Origin of the sequence: Pseudoalteromonas sp. PS1M3 (genome assembly GCF_016865405.1) — a bacterium.
Taxonomy (GTDB): domain Bacteria; phylum Pseudomonadota; class Gammaproteobacteria; order Enterobacterales; family Alteromonadaceae; genus Pseudoalteromonas; species Pseudoalteromonas marina.
In genome coordinates this window covers 936,890-956,961 of sequence record NZ_AP022624.1, presented here as the reverse complement: position 1 = coordinate 956,961, position 20,072 = coordinate 936,890, and the positions used below count along the sequence as shown (strand labels likewise).

Genomic DNA, 20,072 nt, shown 5'->3' with positions numbered 1-20,072 from the left:
GGTATCATGCAGATTATAAAAAATAAGGATCACAACAAACAATGCAGTCGTTAAAAACTTTTTCTCTTTGGCTTATCGTCGCTTTAACACTTAGCTCTGCAGCAGGTTGCTCTAGCTGGGTATACAGAATAAACATCCCTCAAGGTAACTTTTTAGAGCAATCGGATGTTGAAAAGCTTCGTGTAAACATGACTCGAGACCAAGTTATTTATGTATTAGGCCGTCCTATTGCCACAGATGCTTTTGATAACAACACATGGCGTTATGTTTACAGCTTTAATAAAGGCCGTGAAAACGAGCAACATAAAGAGCTAGTGATTAACTTTGAAAATGAAAAACTTGTTTCGCTTTCAGGTGACTACGATCAGCCAGAAAATTTCAACACCCCTTTAGAACAATAATATTGTCGCTAAAGTAAAAAGGTAAGCTTTGCTTACCTTTTTTTATACCTAAATTATCGCTCGAGTGGGCGACCACCCGTTATTTTATTTGCTCGGCCTTCTTCTTTTGCCTTTTCAGCGCGTTTTCTTCGTGCATCTTTAGGGTCTGCAATTAATGGACGGTATATTTCAATACGATCACCATCTTTTAATTCGTAGTTTGCCTTAACCGTTCTATTCCATACACCTAATGTAAGTGCATTTGCGTCTATTTCAGGGCACTTTTCAATAATACCCGACTGAATAACCGCTTGTTCGGCCGTGCAGCCTGGCTGCACCTCAATCGATAAACAGGTTGCAGTAGTAGGTAAAGCAAAAACAACTTCAATGTTAATCATATTCGCGCTCCGTATACTTCTTTAGCCCGCGAAGTAAAAGCACTTACCATATTTTTTGCAACATCATTAAAAATTTTACCAAACGCAAGCTCAATAATTTTGCTCGAAAATTCAAATTCAAGCTCTAAATAAACTTTGCATGCATGGGCATCTAATGCTTGAAAATGCCAACGCCCTTTAAGCGTTTTAAATGGACCATCAACCAGTTTTAATAACACGGTTTGTTCGTCTATAAAGGTGTTTTCGGTGGTAAACCACTTTTTTATACCCGCCTTAGATATTTCTATACTCGCGGTCATGTTATTATGCTGCTGCGAAACAATTTTTGAATCAGAACAATTTGGTAAAAACTGAGAATAAGCTTCTACATCATTAACTAGATCAAACATTTCTTTAGTGCTGTACATAACCAGCGCACTTTTTTCAATTTGTGGCATACTCACTCCCAAATGTGTGGGCGAATTTTAGCAAGCTTTGTTCGTTTCCCCAAACTTTCATGACGCATAAATTAGATCTAATTTTTTAAAATCATTACTAAAAATCGATGTAAAACATCTCACATTACGTATATTATAGGGCACTATGGCTAAGAAAAATTCATCAAAATCGACAAGCAATACCATCGCGCTAAACAAAAAAGCGCGACATGAGTATTTTTTACACGATAAGTTTGAAGCAGGTGTCGAACTACAAGGCTGGGAAGTAAAAAGTATCCGAGCTGGTAAAGTAAATATCTCTGAAACTTATATACATCTTAAAAACGGCGAAGCATTTTTACTTGGTAGTCAAATTCAACCATTAAATAGTGCCTCTACTCACGTTATTTGCGACCCTATGCGTTACCGAAAGCTTTTACTAAGCAGACGAGAACTTGACCGCTTAGTGGGAGCAACTGAACGTGACGGCTATTCATTAGTGGCTACAGCCATGTATTGGAAAAAATGTTGGGTGAAACTTGAGTTTCATTTAGCAAAAGGTAAAAAAATGCATGACAAACGCGAAGACGGTAAAAATAAAGACTGGTCGCGCGAAAAAGAGCGCTTAATGAAGCACAAAGTTTAAATAAAACGCCTAACTCAGTTAGGCTTTTTTTTATAAAAAAACCAAGCGCCATTTGTTTTATTAATACACAACAAGACCATTATTCAGCCTAAATATACCTATAAATAATTTATTACAATTTTATTGTGAATCAATTAATTTAATTATTACTCTCAATGAGGTTGTATTTTTTATTTCTAAAATAAAGCATATGCGCCTATTTAAACCTGCTTCAGCGCATAACATCTGCTTTAAAATCATCCCAAATCACACTAAAACCCATACTAAAATCACATTTCAGTCTCATTGCTAACACTTAAGTTACATGATATTAATGTCGTCGCTTGTTATATCAATCCGCTTAAGTATGGGATTTATTTAACAATTTAAAAGGATTGGTATTGAGCAACTAAACTTATTACATATCAACAAGGATTTAAGGATGAAGCAATCAATTGCATTTACGCCAAGTATTATTATTGGCGCAACACTTTCATTATCAGCGGGCTTTACAACAACAACTTACGCCGCTGAAGAAGCAAAAAAAGTAGAACGCATTGAAGTTACAGGCTCGCGTATTAAACGCTCTGACATTGAAGGCCCATCACCAGTGCAATCAATCAGTAAAGCCGATATTGAAAACATGGGTTACGATAACCTTCAACAACTACTCGAAAGAATGCCTGTTGCAGGCAGTGGTACTTTTTCTACACGTGGTAACAACCAAGATTCGACGGCAAATGGAGCTGCCGCTGTAAGCTTGCGAGGCTTAGGTGCCGACGCAACACTTTACTGATTAACGGGCGCAGAGTCTCAATTAGTGCGTTTGCAGAAGGGATAACTAATTCGTTTGTCGATATAAACAGCATTCCAGTATCGGCTATTGAACGAATAGATATTTTAAAAGACGGTGCATCTGCAATCTATGGCTCTGATGCTGTAGCCGGTGTTGTTAACGTTATTTTGAAAAAAGATATCGATGGCGTAGAGGTAAACTTAGGGTACGGCGGCACTGATGGCCCTAACTATGAAGAAACGACAGCAAGTGTTGTTTGGGGTACCACTAGCGAAAAAAGCAGTGCGTCAGTAATCATTGATTACTTTAAAAACACATCGCTTTCATCAGATGAAATGGGCCGCTTGGGTACCGCAAACCAATCTCCTTATGGCGGTGAAGATTTCCGTTCATCTCGTGGCTTCCCTGGCTACTTTTACGTTGATGGTGTAAAAACAATTGACCCAGATTGCCCAGCAGAAAACGCAACTGCAAGCGGAAGCTGTTTATTTGATTATGGCCCGTTTGGCTACATAGCCCCAGCTGCTGAACGTATTGGCGCAATATCGCAATTTGAATATCGCTTTGACAATGGCATTACGGGCTTTTTAGAAATGGCCGTTCAGCACAATACGTCGGTTGCAGCGGGTGCACCAACCCCACTTGACGAAGATGCAGGCCTAACGGTACCAGCAAATCATCCTAATAACCCATTTGGGCAAGACATCGAAATTGGCCGCTACCGTACTGTAGACGCGGGTGCCCGCCAATGGGATATTGAATCAGACACAATGCGAATTGTGGCTGGCTTAAAAGGCGAAATTAACGACTGGAGCTGGGAAACAGCAGTACAAAAAGGTCGCAGTAAATCAATGCAAACCGGCGACCGCTCGCAAGGTTGGGTTCGTACTGATTTCTTACAACAAGAAATTGACGCAGGTAATTACAACCCATTCGGCGGTACATACAACGACCCGGCAGTTGTAGACAGAATTACCACCAGCCTTGTTCGTCGTGGCGAATCGCATATGACTTCATTTGACGCAAACATTACTGGTGAAGCATTTAGCTTTGGCGACGATGTTGTAATGATGGCCGCTGGTATCGAATACCGTGAAGAAGACGTCAGCGATATCCCAGATGATCAATTCCAACGTGGTTTAATATTTGGTACTGAATCTGTATCTGCATCAGCAAACAGAGACCAGTACGCCGCGTATGTTGAGTTTTCAATTCCACTTGCAGAAACCCTAGAGCTACAACTGGCTGGTCGTTACGATGACTACAGCGACTTTGGCACCACTACCAACCCAAAGGTTGCACTTCGCTGGGCACCAACCGATGAAATTACGGTTCGTGGTTCATGGGCGCAAGGCTTTAGAGCCCCTTCTCTTGCACAAGTTGGTTTAGGTCCATCTCAAGAAAGTCAGTTTTTTGTAGACACGTACCGCTGTCAAGCAACAGGGAAAGACTGTAGCGCACTTGATTACAACATTGAGTTTGCAGGTAACCCCGATCTACAACCAGAAGAATCTGAATCTTGGAACGTTGGCTTTATTTGGGCACCAACAGCCGAATTTGGTCTGAGCGTAGACGTGTGGAGCATCACACAAGATAACAAAATTGACGAGCAAGAATTTGGCCCTATTTACGCCTCTGAATGTAATAACCAAAACAGCACAGTATGTGTTCGTTTATCACCAAATGGTGGCGATGCGTTAGGTACTATTCAAAAAATATTTAGCACCTTTGAAAACGTATCATCGCAAGAAGTGTCGGGCGTTGATATTTCAACAAACTACAATCACTCGCTTGACGATTTAGGCTTATTAAAATTCAATTTAGAATGGGCATACCAAGATAAATTTGAAAAAGATGGCCGCGATTATACCGGTGAATATGGGTACCCAGAGCACCGCTTTATCTTCTCAACTAACTGGGAAATGGGCGCGTTTAACACTAACTTAAACATTAGTTATGTTGGTGAGTTTGAAGATACACCAGATATCGACTTCGATGGTAACTTAGATTTCGATACTAATACATCACGTATGGTTGACTCGCAAACACTGGTTGACTTACAAACGTCTTACCGTGTTTCTGACTCTGCTAAAGTATCGTTAGGTATTAATAACTTATTTGATGAAGAGCCACCATTTACAATTGGTGACGGTGATTCTGATTTATACGGCTACGCCTCGGGTGTTCATAACCCACGCGGTCGTTATATCTATACTAAAGTAAGCTTTTCTTTCTAAACGCTACATAAATAAAAAAACCGCCAACTGGCGGTTTTTTTTATTTAAACAAAAGGGCTAAATTATAGCTCGCCTTCGTTTTCAGAAAGGAACTTAGCAACACCTTCAGGGCTTGCATCCATACCTTTTTTACCTTCAGTCCAACCAGCAGGACAAACTTCACCGTTCTCACTGTGGAACGCTAGTGCATCAACCATACGGATCATTTCGTCAATGTTACGACCTAGAGGTAAATCGTTAACTACTTGATGACGTACGTTACCTTCTTCGTCGATTAAGAACGAACCACGAAATGCAACACCCGCTTCAGGGTGTTCAACGTCGTATGCTTTACAAATTTCGTGTTTAACGTCTGCAACTAGTGCGTATTGTACTTTACCAATACCGCCGTCAGCTACAGGCGTGTTACGCCATGCATTATGAGAAAACTGAGAATCGATAGAAACACCAATTACTTCAACGCCACGCTTTTTAAACTCTTCAAAACGCTTATCAAATGCAATAAGTTCAGAAGGACATACAAAAGTGAAATCTAATGGGTAAAAGAAGATTACAGCTTTTTTACCTTTAATTGTTTCGTGTAGATTGTAGCTATCTACAATTTCACCATTACCTAAAACTGCTGCAGCGGTAAAGTCTGGTGCCTGGCGGCCTACTAATACACCCATTTTATTCTCCAAATATTTTGAGTTTGTTTTCAATTGCTTTCGCAATGCTGGTACATATATGGGCGCTAAAAGTTAAAAACCAATAGCACCTACACATAATTTTTTTGTATATTAGATATAAAGTTTTAAAAAAGATAATCGTATTTACCGATGCGGGCAATCGAAAATACCGAACAGAAAATTAAAACACCGCAAATACAAAAAACCTGCAAATGCAGGTTTTTTTTAAAATGTTTAGTCCATTATATCCGACGGCATATCGCCACGAATTTTTTGCCAAATTTCACCCGTTTGATGACCATATTTACGCATCATCGAAATTGCACCATCGTGCTCATTATTTTGCGCTAATACAGTTAAATCTTTATAAAACTGACGGGCAAGCTCGCGGGTACCCGGATCTGAAAAGTAATGACAACCAATTTTAGAATAGAACCCTCTAAAACCGTTTAAAATTAAAACATAAATTCGGTTATTACCTGCAACGGCCAATTCGTGATGCACTTTATAGTCATAATCAGCAAATGCTTGTGCTGTATCTTCAAGTTCGTGACTTAATGATAAAATTTCAATTACACGTTCAGGATTAAGCTTAATCGCAGCACGGGTATAAATAGCACTTATATTTGTTCGTGCAGACAATAGCTGATCTGTCAGCTCAGGCATTTTATCTTCATCTAAACGTGCTAACGTTTCTAATATGTTTAAGCCCGACGTTTCCCAAAAGTTATTAACCTTTGTTGGTTTGCCGTGCTGAATAGTTAGCCAGCCGTCTCGCGCTAAACGCTGTAACACTTCGCGTAATGTGGTTCTTGTTACGCCAATTAACTCAGAGAGCTCTCTCTCAGCTGGTAGAATTGAACCTGGAGGGAAATCGCCATTCCAAATAGACTCAACTATGTATTCTTCAGCAAATCCTGCTGGGCTTTTCGCTTTAAAAATTCTCATCCAATTCCCACTCGAATTAATCTACAACGTTTCGCTTACGCGAATAACTGACTGATTGTACCAGACGAAACTCAACTAACAAGTAAAGTAAGATATATTGTTAAATTGAACATACACATCAAGGTAGAGTTACTGAACGGCAAGAGCGACTGGCCATTTAAAAGGAACAAAAATCGCTTTTAATAAACAAATTCATTGAAAATACCATATTACAATTAGGCTAAACATAGGGGAAATATTGCAAGTAACGAGACTCAACTTAGTGGCTGAACTAACAGCCAATTGTACACATTGAAGATTTTAAATGTCTGAAGTCAAGATTTGACCCCAATCACTCTTATTGTGGAATCGATTTACACGCCCGATTACTTTACGTCTGTATCATTGATAATACAGGACTTATACTTGTTCACAAGAAAATTAAAGATGACCCAGAAGCACTATTAAAACTACTAAAACCGTATATCGGTGACATTGTAGTTGGCGTAGAATGCATGCACTGTTGGTATTGGGTCGCTGACTTTTGTAAAGAACACACTATCGACTTTATTCTCGGTCATGCTTTGTATATGAAAGCAATTCATGGCTGTAAAGCCAAAAACGATAAAATAGATTCATATAAAATTGCCAAACTCATCCGTGGGGGGAACTTTCCACTTGCTTATGTGTATGACAAAGATATGCGTGCTACGCGCGACTTATTACGCAGAAGAACTAAAATTGTTCGCCACGGAGCTGATTTAAAAGCCCATGTCGCCAATACCGCCAGCCAGTACAATTTACCTGCCCACAACGTGAATTTAAAGAACGTCTGCGACAGAGAAAAGATGCGTTATTACTTTCCTGATCCCGTTGTTCAACGCTCTATTAATTTAAACATGGCCATACTCGATTGCTATCACAGCGAGCTTAAGCCTTTAGAGCATTATATTGAACAAATGGCCAAGCAACACAATCCTGTTCACCTTAATATCTTGCAAACAATAAATGGTATAGGCCGCATTCTCGCACTTACCATTATTTATGAAATTGGTGACATCAATCGCTTTTCAAGCGTACAAAAGTTCGCTTCATATAGTCGGTTAGTCAAATGTAAAGCAGAGTCTGCCGGTAAAACCTATGGCACCCAAGGCAACCAAATTGGCAATGCACATCTAAAATGGGCGTTCTCCGAAGCCGCTGTATTGCTGCTGCGTCACAATCACAACGCCAACAAATACCTCGAAAAACTACAAAAACGAATGAGCAAAGCCAAAGCATTGTCAGCGCTTGCGCATAAGCTTGGTCGCTGTGTTTATTATATGCTTAAAAAAGAGACGGTATTCGATGAAGCAAAATTCTTAAAGAGTTAGTCACGGTACTGAGTGAGCTGAACATCTAACTGGATATAAGGCTGAGCATCAATCAATTGGGTGAGCTAATAACCAACAAGGTTTAACCTGATTATATACCTACAGACCTAAGCCACTTGTCTTGATTAGACGCTCAGTACGCGTGCATTAATACAATAAACAAAGTCGCTTACACCTGACTTGAGCCTGAAACTAACTGGATCATAATGATGAAACCAGCCGCCTTGAATAGTGCCATGATGAGGTTAACCGATGAATGTCTAGTGCCCCAGCAACCCCAAAAGGATATAGGAAAAAGCTGGCTGCGATGAGATCGCAATAAGAGAGCCTCTATATGTGTTTGCCGTAAGCTACTTGCTTAACAGCCGTATCGACAGACGAAGTAAACGAATTTGTTTATTGATTTAGAATTGACCGTCAATTTATAAAAACGGTCAAAAAGAACACTAATGCCTATTGACAGAGTTAAGGCTCATATGTGTTAGGTAACAAATTACACCTTACCTAGCTTTGTGGCAAACTCTAAAGTACTTCTATCATTTGCCCACGTATTAAGTTTTACAAAAGACTCTTCAAGTAACTCATATAAATCCGTTTTGAAGTCATCAATTTTCAAAGCCTTTATGGGAGTTTCGTGCTTCCAGAAACGTTCATTAGCTGTATCTTCAGATGCACACAACCATAAATTAAAATATCCACCAGTTTCAGATGAAAGGTAAAGCTGAATTAAGCATCTAACGTTAGTGCCCCAAACAATTGAGCGCTCTGGACAATCTTTCTGATTTTTTGTAATTATTAAACTGTGTTTATTAGCAAATTTTTCGAAGATAGGATCTAGTTCTAAAAGAGGTTTTTCTAATTGATTAAAATCCATAATATAAATTAAACGCTATACGTTCCTTGTTACCTAACATGTTTATAGCGAGCTAATCGCGCGTATTTCTACCATAGCGTAGCTCGTTTTCTTATTGGTTTATTTTTAACAAACTTGCCAACTAATTGCCAGTGTTATTAAAATTCATACATGCGCGTTTTCTTCTCAGTATAAAACGAGCGACTGAGCTATAACTGTATATAAATACAGCACCAATTCAATGGATTGAAAATGAAAACTCGCTCTGCGTATTTAAATTACATTGCAGACTATATGCTCACTCGACAGTATTCAGTATTCACTAAGAACTATTAATGCTTATTTGAGTTGGATCGCAAACTTTATTCACTTTCACAACAAACGCCACCCAAGCTCAATGGGAAATTCAGAAGTCGAAGCGTTTTTGGACCATATTGTATTAAAACGTAACATTTCAGCTAAAACACAAAGTGCAGCTTTAAATGCACTAGCTTTTTTATATAAACATATTGTCAAAAATGAACTTTCGTTAAACTTGAACTTTGCTCGAAGTAAACGACAACCCAAATTGCCTGTTGTAATGACACCCGATGAGGTCAAACAATTAATGATTCATCTATCTAAGCGATATTACTTAATCGTGGGGTTGATGTATGGTAGTGGCTTGCGAGTGATGGAAGCTGTGCAACTGCGAGTAAAAGACATTGATTTTGATTATAAATGTATTCAAATTTGGAACGGGAAAGGCAATAAACATCGTATCGTTACCCTTGCAACTGAGTTGCTCCCGTTACTTAGAAATCAAATAATGCAAGTTGAAGAATATTTGCGATTAGATTTACAAAACGAACAATACACTGGCGTATGGATGCCAAACGCTTTAGCTCGTAAATATTCGTCAGCTAACAAATCACTCGCGTGGCAATACTTATTTCCTTCTTATAAATTAAGAAGTGATCCAGAAACTGGCGAGATACGGCGTCATCACTTCCATCCAACATGTGTTAGGAAAGCGGTTAAAAAGGCATTAAAGCAAACCAATATTACAAAGATTGTGACCACTCATACCTTTCGCCATTCTTTTGCAACACACTTATTACAAAGTGGAGCAGATATAAGAACGGTGCAAGCTCAGTTAGGCCATACAGATGTTAAACCACGCAGATTTACACTCATGTCTTACAGCAAGGGGCAAACGGTGTTGTTAGCCCATTAAGCAAAATTTTCTAGCGTAAAACCCGCCATGAGGCAAACAAATGGACAAAGCACATATTTTCCAGTAGCAAGAATGTAAATCCATCAAAACCACAATATGCATAAAAACATATCACAAAGTATTTCAATATAGCCATTTAGAATACTGAAACAATATTTGGAGGATATCTATAAAACTTTTTTATATACCTCTTTTTGTTGCCGCGTACTTTTTCGTGCGTCATAATCTAACGCCTTATTTATTAGCGGACTTTTTATGAACTGGCTTGCGCAATTACCGACTCAACGAACACCTTGGCTTTTATTCACTGCGATTGTTTTTATGCTAGAAGTAACCGCATTGTTTTTTCAATATAAAATGGGGTTAGCGCCCTGCATTATGTGTATTTATCAACGTACCGCGGTGTTAGGATTACTTGGCGCGGGTATTGTTGGGTCAATTAATCCACAAAGTAAAATAATGCGTATAGTTGCTTACATTACTTGGGGTGTATCGAGCATTTGGGGGTATTTAATTGCCCGTGAGCACATAGATATGCAAACAACAACAGATCCGTTTGCGTTTAGCTGCGAGTTTGAGCCTAACTTTCCATCGTTTATGCCGCTGCATGAATGGATACCGAGCTTTTTTGAAGCCACTGGCGATTGCGGTAACATAGATTGGGAGTTTTTATCGCTCAGTATGCCGGCTTGGATGGAAATTATTTTTGGGCTATTCGCTCTAACATTTTTTATTGTATTAGGTAGTCGCTTAATACTAAAAAGAACGGTTTAATAATTATGTTTACCTTTTTTTCTAGTCAACTTAAACAGTTGCAACATTTAAAAATACGCGAGAGACAGCTTGTTATAGCACGGTCTTTATCAATGCTGTCACCTACCGACCGTGTATTACTGCGTATTATCAAAATATTGCTATTAAGCCCGTTGTTTTTAATATTTACACTTTTTGAAGGTTGGATAATCATTCCCTTTTTAATACTCGGTGGGCTTTTTTATCCGTTATTAACCTCTCCGGTCGATATAAATTTTGCCAGAAAAAACTTAGACGATGCACTACAACAACATGAAAAGGGCGCTTAGCGCCCTTTTGCTAAAGTTTAACTTTTCCTTCTAACTTAGCCATTACTTTTTTGCCAATCCCCTTCACTTTGGCCAAGTCCTCAAGGCTTGTAAATGAACCATTTTCATCTCGGTAATTTACTATTGCTTGTGCTTTCTTTTTACCAATTCCAGGAAGTTTAGCCAACATTTTTGCATCTGCATCATTAATACTTACCGCTTCGATGGGAGCCATAGATTTGCTCACTTCAGGTAATTGCGCGTAAGAGGTAGTAATGGGTAGGATACTTAGCAAACTTGCTATAAGTAAAAGTTTAAATATTTTCATTTATTCGTCCTTATTGTCCATTTTAGAACATATTTATTTTAATTATTAGGGAAGACCATAAATGACAAACGCGAGGCTAGCCACTTTGGAAGTACCTAAATGCATTATCACTTTTATCCGAAATCCTTAAAATGCAGCTGGTACAACCAAGTGATATATTAAATAAAGTTAAGTTACCGTTTTTTGTCAAATTTAAGACACTTAAAAATTACAACTCTGCGCTTGCATATTTACTTGTAAACCTTTACTGTATATAAAAACAGTAATCTTATGGTTTTTTATAAACCACAGTGCCAAGCAAGTTTGCAGGAGAAATCATGGCTGTTGTTGTTAAATATGTTGTAGAACGAAACGGAGTCGAGCGTATGACGTTTACTACTAAGAAAGAAGCTGATGCCTATGACAAAATGCTAGACATAGCAGAATCACTTGAGCTGATGCTAGAAAAAGTAGACGTGCCATTGAGTGAGCAACAAATAGAATCGCTTGCGTTAGAAATAGCAAAAAGTAAAGACGACTTTATGTCGGTACTTAAAGGTGCCAAAGAGCCTACTACTAAAGCGGCAAGTAAAAATAAAAAATCAGATAACGTTGCATCTATTGACGATAACAACGCTAAACAAGCAAGCTAAACATTTTGCAAATAAAAAGGGAGCAACTTAGTTGCTCCCTTTTTTATAGCTTTTATAAAAACGAATATTAATTAAAGCTCTTTTTCAACTTCATCAAATAACGTTGTTATATCTGAGTTAGGCTCATTGGTTGCTAAACTTACAACTACAATAGCAATACTTGCAAGTATAAAGCTTGGGACAATTTCGTACATTACGCTACTTAAACTTTCACCGTTGATTGTGAATGGGCCGTAAATCCATAGTAAAACAGTAACTGCACCCACAACCATACCTGAAAGCGCACCCGCAAAGTTCATACGTTTCCAGTAAAGGCTAAACAATACAAGCGGGCCAAATGCAGCACCAAAGCCAGCCCATGCATTACTCACTAAGTCTAAAATAGAACTGTCTCTATCGTATGCGAGGTAAATAGCAAGTATTGCCACAATAGACACACTAATGCGCCCTACTAGTACAAGCTCTGCGTCACTGGCTTCTTTACGTAAAAATGTTTTGTAAAAATCTTCAGTTAGTGAGCTTGAGCTTACTAATAGCTGAGATGAAATTGTACTCATTATTGCAGCTAATATTGCCGCAAGTAAAAAGCCAGCAATAAGTGGATGAAACAACAGCTCTGACAGGATCAAGAATATAGTTTCAGGATCATCCACAACTATATTGTTTTCATAAGTGTATGCTGCACCAAAAATACCCGTACCTACCGCACCAATTGCAGCGACAATCATCCAAGACATACCAATACGACGTGCTGTTGGCATATCTTTAACACTGCGCACCGACATAAAGCGAACAATAATATGTGGTTGACCAAAGTAACCCAAGCCCCACGCCATTGCTGAAATAATACCTAGCGCAGACCCTGCGCCTATCCAACTTAGCATGTCTGGATTAACACTGTTTAGGGTTGACTGCAGTGGTTGCTCTAGCAAAGAGTAAGCTACAGCGGGTACTAAAATAAGTGCAATAAACATAATACAGCCTTGCACGAAGTCAGTTAAGCTAACCGCTAAAAAGCCGCCAAAGAGTGTATACAAAACAACAACACCCGTTGTGATGTATAGCCCCATTTCGTAGCTTAAGCCAAATGAGCTTTCAAATAGTTTACCACCGGCAACAACACCTGAAGAGGTATACAGTGTGAAGAACACAATAATTACAACAGCCGACACAACACGGAGTAAATTTGATTCATCGTTAAATCGGTTAGAAAAGTAATCAGGGATGGTAATGGAGTCATTAGCTTTCTCAGTGTAAACCCTTAAACGCGGCGCGACTAAAAAGTAGTTTAACCATGCACCGGCAATTAAGCCAAATGCAATCCATGTGCTACTTAAGCCAGTAACAAACATGGCGCCAGGTAACCCCATTAAAATCCAGCCACTCATATCTGAAGCACCCGCTGAGAGTGCTGCAACACTTGGCGACAAGTTTCTACCACCCAGCATATAACCAGAAACATCACTTGTTGACTGCTTATAGGCATATAAACCAATACCTAACATAACAACAAAATATAGTGACAATGAAATGATCATTCCTGTTTCCAAATTCGCCTCCATAAAACAATTAAAAGTAGCAGGCTTTTGATCCGAATATTGACTCTTAAAATTTTATAATAAAGTCACTATTAGGATAAAAGCATTCCTTTGGACTATATCATGCTTGTAACAAAAATCTCTATTTGTTGCATTTTCTTAGTTTAAAAATAATCATGTTGAAAACAATTGCTAAAAAAACTTTTTTACACGCAAAAAAATAGCCAAACGCTTTTATTTAATAATGATATTTTATTATTTAGTAAAATATACAGCATGCTATTTTGTATGTTTTCTAATATATTATTACAATAGCGACTGACTCGACTGACACGGATTTTTTTATGTATTTTTATGCTGCGCGCCAACCTATTTTAAATCGTGATAAAGAGCTTATTGGTTATGAGCTTTTATTTCGTGATGGCGTGGATAATGTATTTCCCAATATAGATGGTGACGAAGCAACTACACGCTTAATTGAGGGCAGTCAGTTTAACTTTGGTTTAGAAGACTTAACCGATAACAAACCCGCTTATATTAACTTTACACTAGAAACCTTACTTAAGGGTTACCCTACCCTGTTGGGTAAAGACACCATTGTTGTAGAAATACTTGAAACAATTCAACCGGGTAAACGTTTACTTGCGATTGTTAAAAACCTCAAAGACAAAGGCTACACCATCGCGCTCGATGATTACATTCACCAGCCGGTGTGGCGCCACTTTTATCCGTTTATCGATATTATTAAAATCGACTTTTTAACATGTGATTTAGCAACAATAAAAACCATTATAAAAGAGCTAAAGGCGCACCCTCATATAAAGCTTTTAGCTGAAAAAGTAGAAACCTACGAAGCATATAGCTTAGCGTTAGAGCTTGGTTTTGATTATTTTCAAGGGTTTTTCTTTTCAAAACCAGAAATGGTGCAAAGTAAAGCGTTACCACCATCAGAAATGGCACTTGCAGAATTACTTTACCAAACGTCAAGTGTAGAGATGGACCTAAAAAAAATCACCGATGTATTTGAGCGCGACGTAAACCTATCTTACAAACTGCTCCGATACTCAAACTCAGCAGCCTTTACACGACGAGCTGAAATAAGCACTATAAAACAAGCACTTATTGTTTTAGGTGCCCAAGAGATCAAAAAACTTCTCTCTTTGTTATTTGCTGCACAAGTATCGGCTGATAAACCGGTAGAGTTAATTAGGCTATCACTTACACGCGCTCGCTTTTGTGAACTGTTAGCTATTTCACATGGCCAAATGAAAGACACCGGCATGGCATTTTTAACCGGTATGATGTCGTTAATGGACGCTATTTTAGATGAAAGTATGCAAAGTGTGATGCAAAAGCTTCCTTTGTCTAACGATATTAAGGCAGCTCTGTTAGATAACGAGGGGTTATTAGCGCAATACTTAAACCTTGTTAAACATTACGAAAAGGCTGATTGGTCACAAGCAAACGACATTTCAACAGCACTTAATATTGCAGATAAAGTACCTGATGCGTATCACGAGGCACTTAGTTGGGTGAACGAGCAAATGAGTTTGATGGTTAATACCTAATACTTGCCAAGCATTATTCTATAAAAACGCCAGCATTAAGCTGGCGTTTTTATTTTGATTTGGCTTATAAACTTTCTAAAAAGTCTTCATCAAAGTCGGCAGGCTCTTCTTTAATTGGCGGGTTGCCATCGTAAAGTTCGAATAACTGACGCTGAAAATAAATATCTTTTACAAATAAATACGGGTCAAGTGAGTCATTTAAAAGCCCTTCTTGCGCCATCAATGAAGCACGCGCTTCTACCGCTTTTAACGCAAATACTAGCACCGTTTGTGGCGTAGTTAAGGCAATTTCAGGCAGAACAAAGTTGTCTACTACGTCACCGGTTAAGTTTCTTGCTGTAGTAGGCCCCATTGCAGGTAGCATTAAGTATGCACCATCACCAATGCCCCACACACCCATTGTTTGGCCAAAATCTTCATCAACTCGATTTAAACCAAGCGAGCTAGCAACATCAAAAATACCAAAAATGCCCACGGTAGAATTCACTAAAAAGCGCGCAAGGCTTACACTTGCGTTACCCGGTTTACCCTGTAGCCCAGCATTTACTATATCAACCGGTGCAGTTAGGTTATCCGTAAAGTGAACAATGCTTTGACGCACAGGCACAGGAGTCACGGCAACATAACCAACCGCTGCTGGGCGAAGTATGTAAGCGTCTAAAACATCCATATTAAAGTCATACAACGGACGGTTAATACTTTGCAGTGGATCTCTTTCATCAACTTTGCTTTCTGGTACTTGCGCACAACCGGCCAGTATCAAAAAGCTTAAAAAAGCTAAACTTTGTCTTAACATTTTTCGTCCTTAAGGTATTAATGTATCTATTTTAAGTTGGTATTCACTTACACTTTCACGCTTTAATGAGCCAGAATGCCCTTCTAATTCACCTGAACTTGGCATAACAGAGTCATCAAGCGAAATACGCGCCGATATAATAATATCTTCTGCGCTAGACAAGTTCATACCTTCAACCATGGCAGTGCTATCGTTTAACTCAACTGTAACAGGGAATGAATATGAAGTGAGTTTTACAGCAGCAATCGGCATTGGCGAACCATTTGCCGCTTTTGCAAATACAAATAAAGTCCCCTTTTCAGGCAGTTTATTTATAAGCTCACTAGCAACATTAACGGTAACAGCAATGCTGTTGGCTTTAGTTACTGGCATTACCGAGCCTTCGCTTTGCATTTGCAGTTCTATATCTGCAATACGCTGAGATATTAAACCATAGCGAGAATCATTTTTTTCCATACTGGCTAGCAATACTTCAAAGGCGGCTTTAGCTTGAGGCCAGTCTTTTCGCTCGTAAGCAATGAGCGCTAATAACGAAATAGCATCTAAGTTAGTCGGTTCTGCGTTTAACACTTTAGACAACATACCCGCTGCACGCGTCATATTCGCTTCGCTACCCTCAAGTAGCAAGATTTGGCTGTAACTTATTAACACCTGTTTATTATCAGGGTTCATGCGCAGTGCTTTATCAAATGACTGCTGAGCCATATCAAATTCATTCAGTGACATGGCAACACGACCAAGTAACATCCATGCCATTTCATCATCGCCTGAACGGCTTAACTTGGTGCGTAACGCCAGTGCAAATGCTTGTAACTCATTTTGAGTAAGCTGCTCGCCTTTTTGCATCACAGCGCGCTCACCGTATTCGGTCAGGTTATCCATGGCATCGTGCCATGCTGAAATTTGCTGTTGACTACCCGTTAAACTATAAAAAATACCGCTTAGTGCAATAACAAATGCGCCCCCTGTCAGGGCAAAAATACGGTTGTTACCTTTGCTAATTAATGACTTTTCTGGAGAAAGCTCATTAAGCAAACGGCGTTTTAGTTCAACTATCGATTCAGAATAGTTAGCATCATCTATACGTTGATTATCTAAATCGGTTTTTAAATCAACCAAACGTTGTTCGTAAATACTTATAAGCTCGGCATTTGCGTTGTGAGTAATTGTTTTAACACGCTCTTTTTGTAAAAAAGGCAGCATAACAAACGCCAGTGCAATCAGTGTGAGTAAAGCAAAACACGCCCACATTAAAATCATTTAACTTTGCTCCTGACGTTTATTTTGTTCAATTAGCTTATTTAAAAGTACTTCATCTTGGTTGCTCCAAGTCTGCTTTACAGACGCTTTACGCTGACGAATGACAATAAAACCAAACCCAACAATAACAATTAATACCGGCAACACCCAAAGTACTAGTGTTGCAGGTGTAACAGGTGGGTCGTAATGAACAAAGTAACCATAGCGGTCAATCATGTAGTCAATTACTTCATCTTTGGTGTTGCCTTCTTTAACTAGCTCTACCACTCTTTCACGTAGGTCTTTGGCAACAATAGCGTCTGAATCAGCAATGTTTTGATTTTGACATTTAGGGCAACGAAGTTCTTTTGTAAGCTCTTCAAAACGAACCGCTTGCTCGTCGGTATCAAATACGTAGCGATCAGTTTGCGCTAATGCACTCGTAGTTAGTAAAAGGCTGAGTGAAAACAATAGCCACTTCATTATTTTAGCTCCTGCATCATAGGTGCAAATTTAGAACGCCATACTCGTGGATTTATATCACCGGTATGGTGTAGCAAAATAGTGCCGTTTTTATCGATTAAAAATGTTTCTGGCGCACCTGAAACACCCAAATCTAACGACAGCGTTCGATGTAAATCCAAAATATTAAACTGATAAGGGTTACCCGCACGCTCAAGCATATCTTGTACTTCAGTACGTAGTGCTTGCATGTCAAACGGGCCATCAAAGTCGGCGTCGTAGCCTTGCACATAATACAAGCCAATAATTTTAATGCCTTGCTCTCGCAGCTTTGTTAAGTAGCCCAGCTCAGCTAAACAAGTTGGGCACCAAGTGCCCCATACATTTAGTAAATATACCTCGCCTTTTAACGCTTCGTTAGTCCATTGCTTGTTGTCTTGCATTAAATCAGGAAGCGTAAAAGCAGGCATTTCATGGCCTATTCGCCCAGTTTGTATTTCGCGTGGGTTTGCAAATAAACCTTGGTATAAAAACACACATACAAAAGCAAATACTAAAAGAGGCGCTATAGCTAACAATTTACGGTTCATAACACACTCTCCGCTGCTGCTTTTCGAGCTGTTTTTGCAGATGTACGGTAACGTTTATCAAACAAAATCATAAACCCTGCAAGTGAAATTAATACACCACCAATCCATAACCAACGCACAAACGGCTTGTGGTATATGCGGAGCGACCAAGCCCCTTGGCTTAATTGCTCACCGAGAGCAAGGTATAAATCACGTGTAAAGCCAGCATCAATGGCGGCTTCTGTCATAAATTGCATGCCAATATCGTATTTACGTTTTTCAGCGTATAAACGAGTGACTACATCATTGTTTTTTAGCACCGTAACAACACCAGCATGGCCACTGTAATTAGGTCCACGGATTGTTTTAACACCTTCAAAGCGGTAGTTGTATTGATTAAGCTGCACTATATCGCCTTTCTTCATCGATACATCACGCTCAACAGAGTACGCAGAGGTTAACGCAACGCCCGCAATAACAAATGCCATACCAATGTGGCCTAGCACCATTGCCCAATAACTAACACCTAAGCGTTTTAACCCTTCTTTTAATGTGCCATGCACTGCGGCTTTAGTGTAAATGTCAATCAAGGTTGAAACAGCAACCCACACACCCAGCGTTGTTGCTAAAAGCGTAAGTGGTGTCACTTCGTCGTAAGCTGAGAACAACCATACACAAGTGATCGCCACACTGGCCAAAATACCCACAACAATTTTATTTTGTAAAAACGCCCATTTGTTTTGCTTCCAGCGTAAAAAAGGACCAATGCCCATTAAAATAGCAAATGGCACAAGTAGTATTGCAAACATTTTATTAAAGAACGGTTCACCTATAGAAATACTGCCTAAGCCCATTTCTTTGTGCACCATAGGCAATAAAGTACCCAATAATACAATTAAGGTCGCCACAACTAAAAAGATATTGTTTAGCCACAATGCCACTTCGCGCGATACAAATTTGTAGCGTCCTTCGCTGTGAACTTGCGATACGCGTAATGCGTAAAGCGCCAAACCACCGCCAACAACTATTCCTAAAAAGGCGAGTATAAACAGGCCTCTGTCGGGATCAGTTGCAAACGCATGAACTGATACAATAATACCTGAACGCACAATAAACGTTCCCAGCAAGCTTAACGAAAATGCTGCAATTGCCAGTAATACGGTCCACGATTTAAAAATGCCGCGCTTTTCTGTCACGCTTAGCGAATGAAGTAAAGCGGTTGCAACAAGCCAAGGCATAAGCGACGCGTTTTCTACTGGATCCCAAAACCACCAGCCACCCCAGCCAAGCTCTGCATAAGCCCACCAACTGCCAATAGTAATACCTAAACTTAAAAAACCCCACGCGGTCATTGTCCACGGACGTGACCATTTAGCCCACGTGTTATCAAGCTTACCTGTTAAAAGTGCTGCAATAGCAAACGAAAAAGCAACCGATAGCCCAACATAACCCATGTAAAGTAATGGCGGGTGAATGATCATACCGGGGTCTTGTAAAAGCGGATTCAAATCTCGCCCTTCTACCGGAAAATAAGGAAGTAAACGTTCAAATGGGCTTGATAATAGTAAGGTATACATCATGAAACCAACACCTAAAAAACCAAGCACGCCTAAAACACGGGCACGTAGAACCCAAGGTAATGACTTTGAGCGAGCAGCAACAACAGCAGTCCATCCTGCTTGCATCACTAACCAAAGCAATATTGCTCCTTCATGGCCGCCCCAAGTCGATGTTATTTTGTAATACCATGGCAGTGTGCTACTCGAATGATACGCCACATAAGATACGGTAAAGTCGTCAGTTAAACTTGCGTAAATAAGCGCAGCAAACGAAATTAATACAAACGCAAACTGACCAATAGCTAAAGAGGGGGCAGCACGCATTAAGCGAAGATTACCTGTATGCGCGCCCCAAAGTGGAAAAATACATAATAAAACGCTCAGCACCATGGCAAGCGTTAAAGAAAAATAACCAATTTCTGGGATCATAG

19 protein-coding genes and 2 pseudogenes are annotated in these 20,072 nt (G+C 39.4%); 9 read left to right on the top strand and 12 right to left on the bottom strand.

Features of this window, described 5'->3' with window-relative positions; genetic code table 11:
* Positions 1-41 precede the first annotated feature (41 nt).
* Positions 42-401, top strand: coding sequence for an outer membrane protein assembly factor BamE (locus tag PS1M3_RS04390; RefSeq protein ID WP_006793933.1), 360 nt, complete (start codon positions 42-44; stop codon positions 399-401).
* 53 nt (positions 402-454) lie between these two features.
* On the opposite strand, the gene PS1M3_RS04385 is transcribed toward PS1M3_RS04390, so the two are convergent.
* Positions 455-778 (bottom strand): RnfH family protein, encoded by a 324-nt coding sequence (locus PS1M3_RS04385; RefSeq protein WP_008130063.1) that lies wholly within the window; start codon positions 776-778, stop codon positions 455-457.
* Positions 775-1,215 (bottom strand): ubiquinone-binding protein, encoded by a 441-nt coding sequence (locus PS1M3_RS04380; protein ID WP_006793935.1) that lies wholly within the window; start codon positions 1,213-1,215, stop codon positions 775-777. The genes PS1M3_RS04385 and PS1M3_RS04380 overlap by 4 nt, the downstream gene beginning before the upstream one ends.
* 145 nt (positions 1,216-1,360) lie before the next feature.
* Between PS1M3_RS04380 and smpB the strand changes: the two genes are divergently transcribed.
* Positions 1,361-1,840, top strand: coding sequence for an SsrA-binding protein SmpB (gene smpB / locus PS1M3_RS04375; RefSeq protein ID WP_006793936.1), 480 nt, complete (start codon positions 1,361-1,363; stop codon positions 1,838-1,840).
* 421 nt (positions 1,841-2,261) lie between these two features.
* Positions 2,262-4,852: pseudogene (locus PS1M3_RS04370) on the top strand (TonB-dependent receptor).
* A gap of 62 nt (positions 4,853-4,914) precedes the next feature.
* On the opposite strand, the gene PS1M3_RS04365 reads toward PS1M3_RS04370, so the two are convergent.
* Positions 4,915-5,520, bottom strand: a complete 606-nt coding sequence (locus tag PS1M3_RS04365; protein WP_006793938.1) for a peroxiredoxin — start codon at positions 5,518-5,520, stop codon at positions 4,915-4,917.
* A 234-nt stretch (positions 5,521-5,754) separates the two neighbouring features.
* Positions 5,755-6,468 (bottom strand): fatty acid metabolism transcriptional regulator FadR, encoded by a 714-nt coding sequence (gene fadR / locus PS1M3_RS04360; RefSeq protein WP_006793939.1) that lies wholly within the window; start codon positions 6,466-6,468, stop codon positions 5,755-5,757.
* A 308-nt stretch (positions 6,469-6,776) separates the two neighbouring features.
* Here fadR and PS1M3_RS04355 point away from each other — a divergent pair, with 308 nt between their 5' ends.
* The gene (locus tag PS1M3_RS04355) at positions 6,777-7,820 is read left to right on the top strand and encodes an IS110 family transposase (protein WP_203987270.1); all 1,044 of its coding nucleotides are present in this window, start codon (positions 6,777-6,779) and stop codon (positions 7,818-7,820) included.
* A 493-nt stretch (positions 7,821-8,313) separates the two neighbouring features.
* Here the strand turns inward: PS1M3_RS04355 and PS1M3_RS04350 are convergent, their stop codons facing one another.
* Positions 8,314-8,694, bottom strand: coding sequence for a hypothetical protein (locus PS1M3_RS04350; RefSeq protein ID WP_138740470.1), 381 nt, complete (start codon positions 8,692-8,694; stop codon positions 8,314-8,316).
* Positions 8,695-8,925: 231 nt separating this feature from the next.
* On the opposite strand from PS1M3_RS04350, the pseudogene PS1M3_RS04345 reads away from it, so the two are divergent.
* The 3 genes and pseudogenes from PS1M3_RS04345 to PS1M3_RS04335 all read left to right on the top strand — a co-directional run bounded on the left by PS1M3_RS04345 (position 8,926) and on the right by PS1M3_RS04335 (position 10,971).
* Positions 8,926-9,903: pseudogene (locus PS1M3_RS04345) on the top strand (integron integrase).
* A 241-nt stretch (positions 9,904-10,144) separates the two neighbouring features.
* Positions 10,145-10,663: a disulfide bond formation protein DsbB gene (gene dsbB / locus PS1M3_RS04340; RefSeq protein WP_138740469.1), complete on the top strand. Its 519-nt coding sequence runs from the start codon at positions 10,145-10,147 to the stop codon at positions 10,661-10,663.
* Positions 10,664-10,668: 5 nt separating this feature from the next.
* The gene (locus PS1M3_RS04335) at positions 10,669-10,971 is read left to right on the top strand and encodes a DUF6170 family protein (RefSeq protein WP_138740468.1); all 303 of its coding nucleotides are present in this window, start codon (positions 10,669-10,671) and stop codon (positions 10,969-10,971) included.
* Between the two features lie 10 nt (positions 10,972-10,981).
* Here the strand turns inward: PS1M3_RS04335 and PS1M3_RS04330 are convergent, their stop codons facing one another.
* Positions 10,982-11,278, bottom strand: a complete 297-nt coding sequence (locus tag PS1M3_RS04330) for a helix-hairpin-helix domain-containing protein (protein WP_138740467.1) — start codon at positions 11,276-11,278, stop codon at positions 10,982-10,984.
* A gap of 317 nt (positions 11,279-11,595) precedes the next feature.
* On the opposite strand from PS1M3_RS04330, the gene PS1M3_RS04325 reads away from it, so the two are divergent.
* Positions 11,596-11,910 (top strand): YebG family protein, encoded by a 315-nt coding sequence (locus tag PS1M3_RS04325; RefSeq protein ID WP_008127619.1) that lies wholly within the window; start codon positions 11,596-11,598, stop codon positions 11,908-11,910.
* Positions 11,911-11,981: 71 nt separating this feature from the next.
* Here PS1M3_RS04325 and putP read toward each other — a convergent pair whose 3' ends face one another.
* Positions 11,982-13,460, bottom strand: coding sequence for a sodium/proline symporter PutP (gene putP, locus PS1M3_RS04320; RefSeq protein ID WP_138740466.1), 1,479 nt, complete (start codon positions 13,458-13,460; stop codon positions 11,982-11,984).
* A 332-nt stretch (positions 13,461-13,792) separates the two neighbouring features.
* Between putP and PS1M3_RS04315 the strand changes: the two genes are divergently transcribed.
* The gene (locus PS1M3_RS04315; RefSeq protein WP_138740465.1) at positions 13,793-15,016 is read left to right on the top strand and encodes an EAL and HDOD domain-containing protein; all 1,224 of its coding nucleotides are present in this window, start codon (positions 13,793-13,795) and stop codon (positions 15,014-15,016) included.
* Between the two features lie 64 nt (positions 15,017-15,080).
* Here PS1M3_RS04315 and PS1M3_RS04310 read toward each other — a convergent pair whose 3' ends face one another.
* From PS1M3_RS04310 to PS1M3_RS04290, 5 genes are read right to left on the bottom strand one after another with little or no spacing between them, the layout of a single operon-like run.
* A complete protein-coding gene (locus PS1M3_RS04310) occupies positions 15,081-15,812 on the bottom strand; it encodes a VacJ family lipoprotein (protein ID WP_138740464.1) in 732 nt (243 codons plus the stop codon).
* 9 nt (positions 15,813-15,821) lie between these two features.
* Positions 15,822-17,072 carry a c-type cytochrome biogenesis protein CcmI gene (gene ccmI / locus PS1M3_RS04305; RefSeq protein ID WP_010557078.1) on the bottom strand — a complete coding sequence of 417 codons (1,251 nt, stop codon included), beginning with the start codon at positions 17,070-17,072 and terminating at the stop codon, positions 15,822-15,824.
* A complete protein-coding gene (locus PS1M3_RS04300; protein ID WP_008127607.1) occupies positions 17,073-17,534 on the bottom strand; it encodes a cytochrome c-type biogenesis protein in 462 nt (153 codons plus the stop codon).
* The gene (locus PS1M3_RS04295; protein ID WP_138740463.1) at positions 17,534-18,103 is read right to left on the bottom strand and encodes a DsbE family thiol:disulfide interchange protein; all 570 of its coding nucleotides are present in this window, start codon (positions 18,101-18,103) and stop codon (positions 17,534-17,536) included. The genes PS1M3_RS04300 and PS1M3_RS04295 overlap by 1 nt, the downstream gene beginning before the upstream one ends.
* Positions 18,100-20,070, bottom strand: coding sequence for a heme lyase CcmF/NrfE family subunit (locus PS1M3_RS04290; protein WP_203986458.1), 1,971 nt, complete (start codon positions 20,068-20,070; stop codon positions 18,100-18,102). The genes PS1M3_RS04295 and PS1M3_RS04290 overlap by 4 nt, the downstream gene beginning before the upstream one ends.
* Between the last annotated feature and the right edge of the window lie 2 nt (positions 20,071-20,072).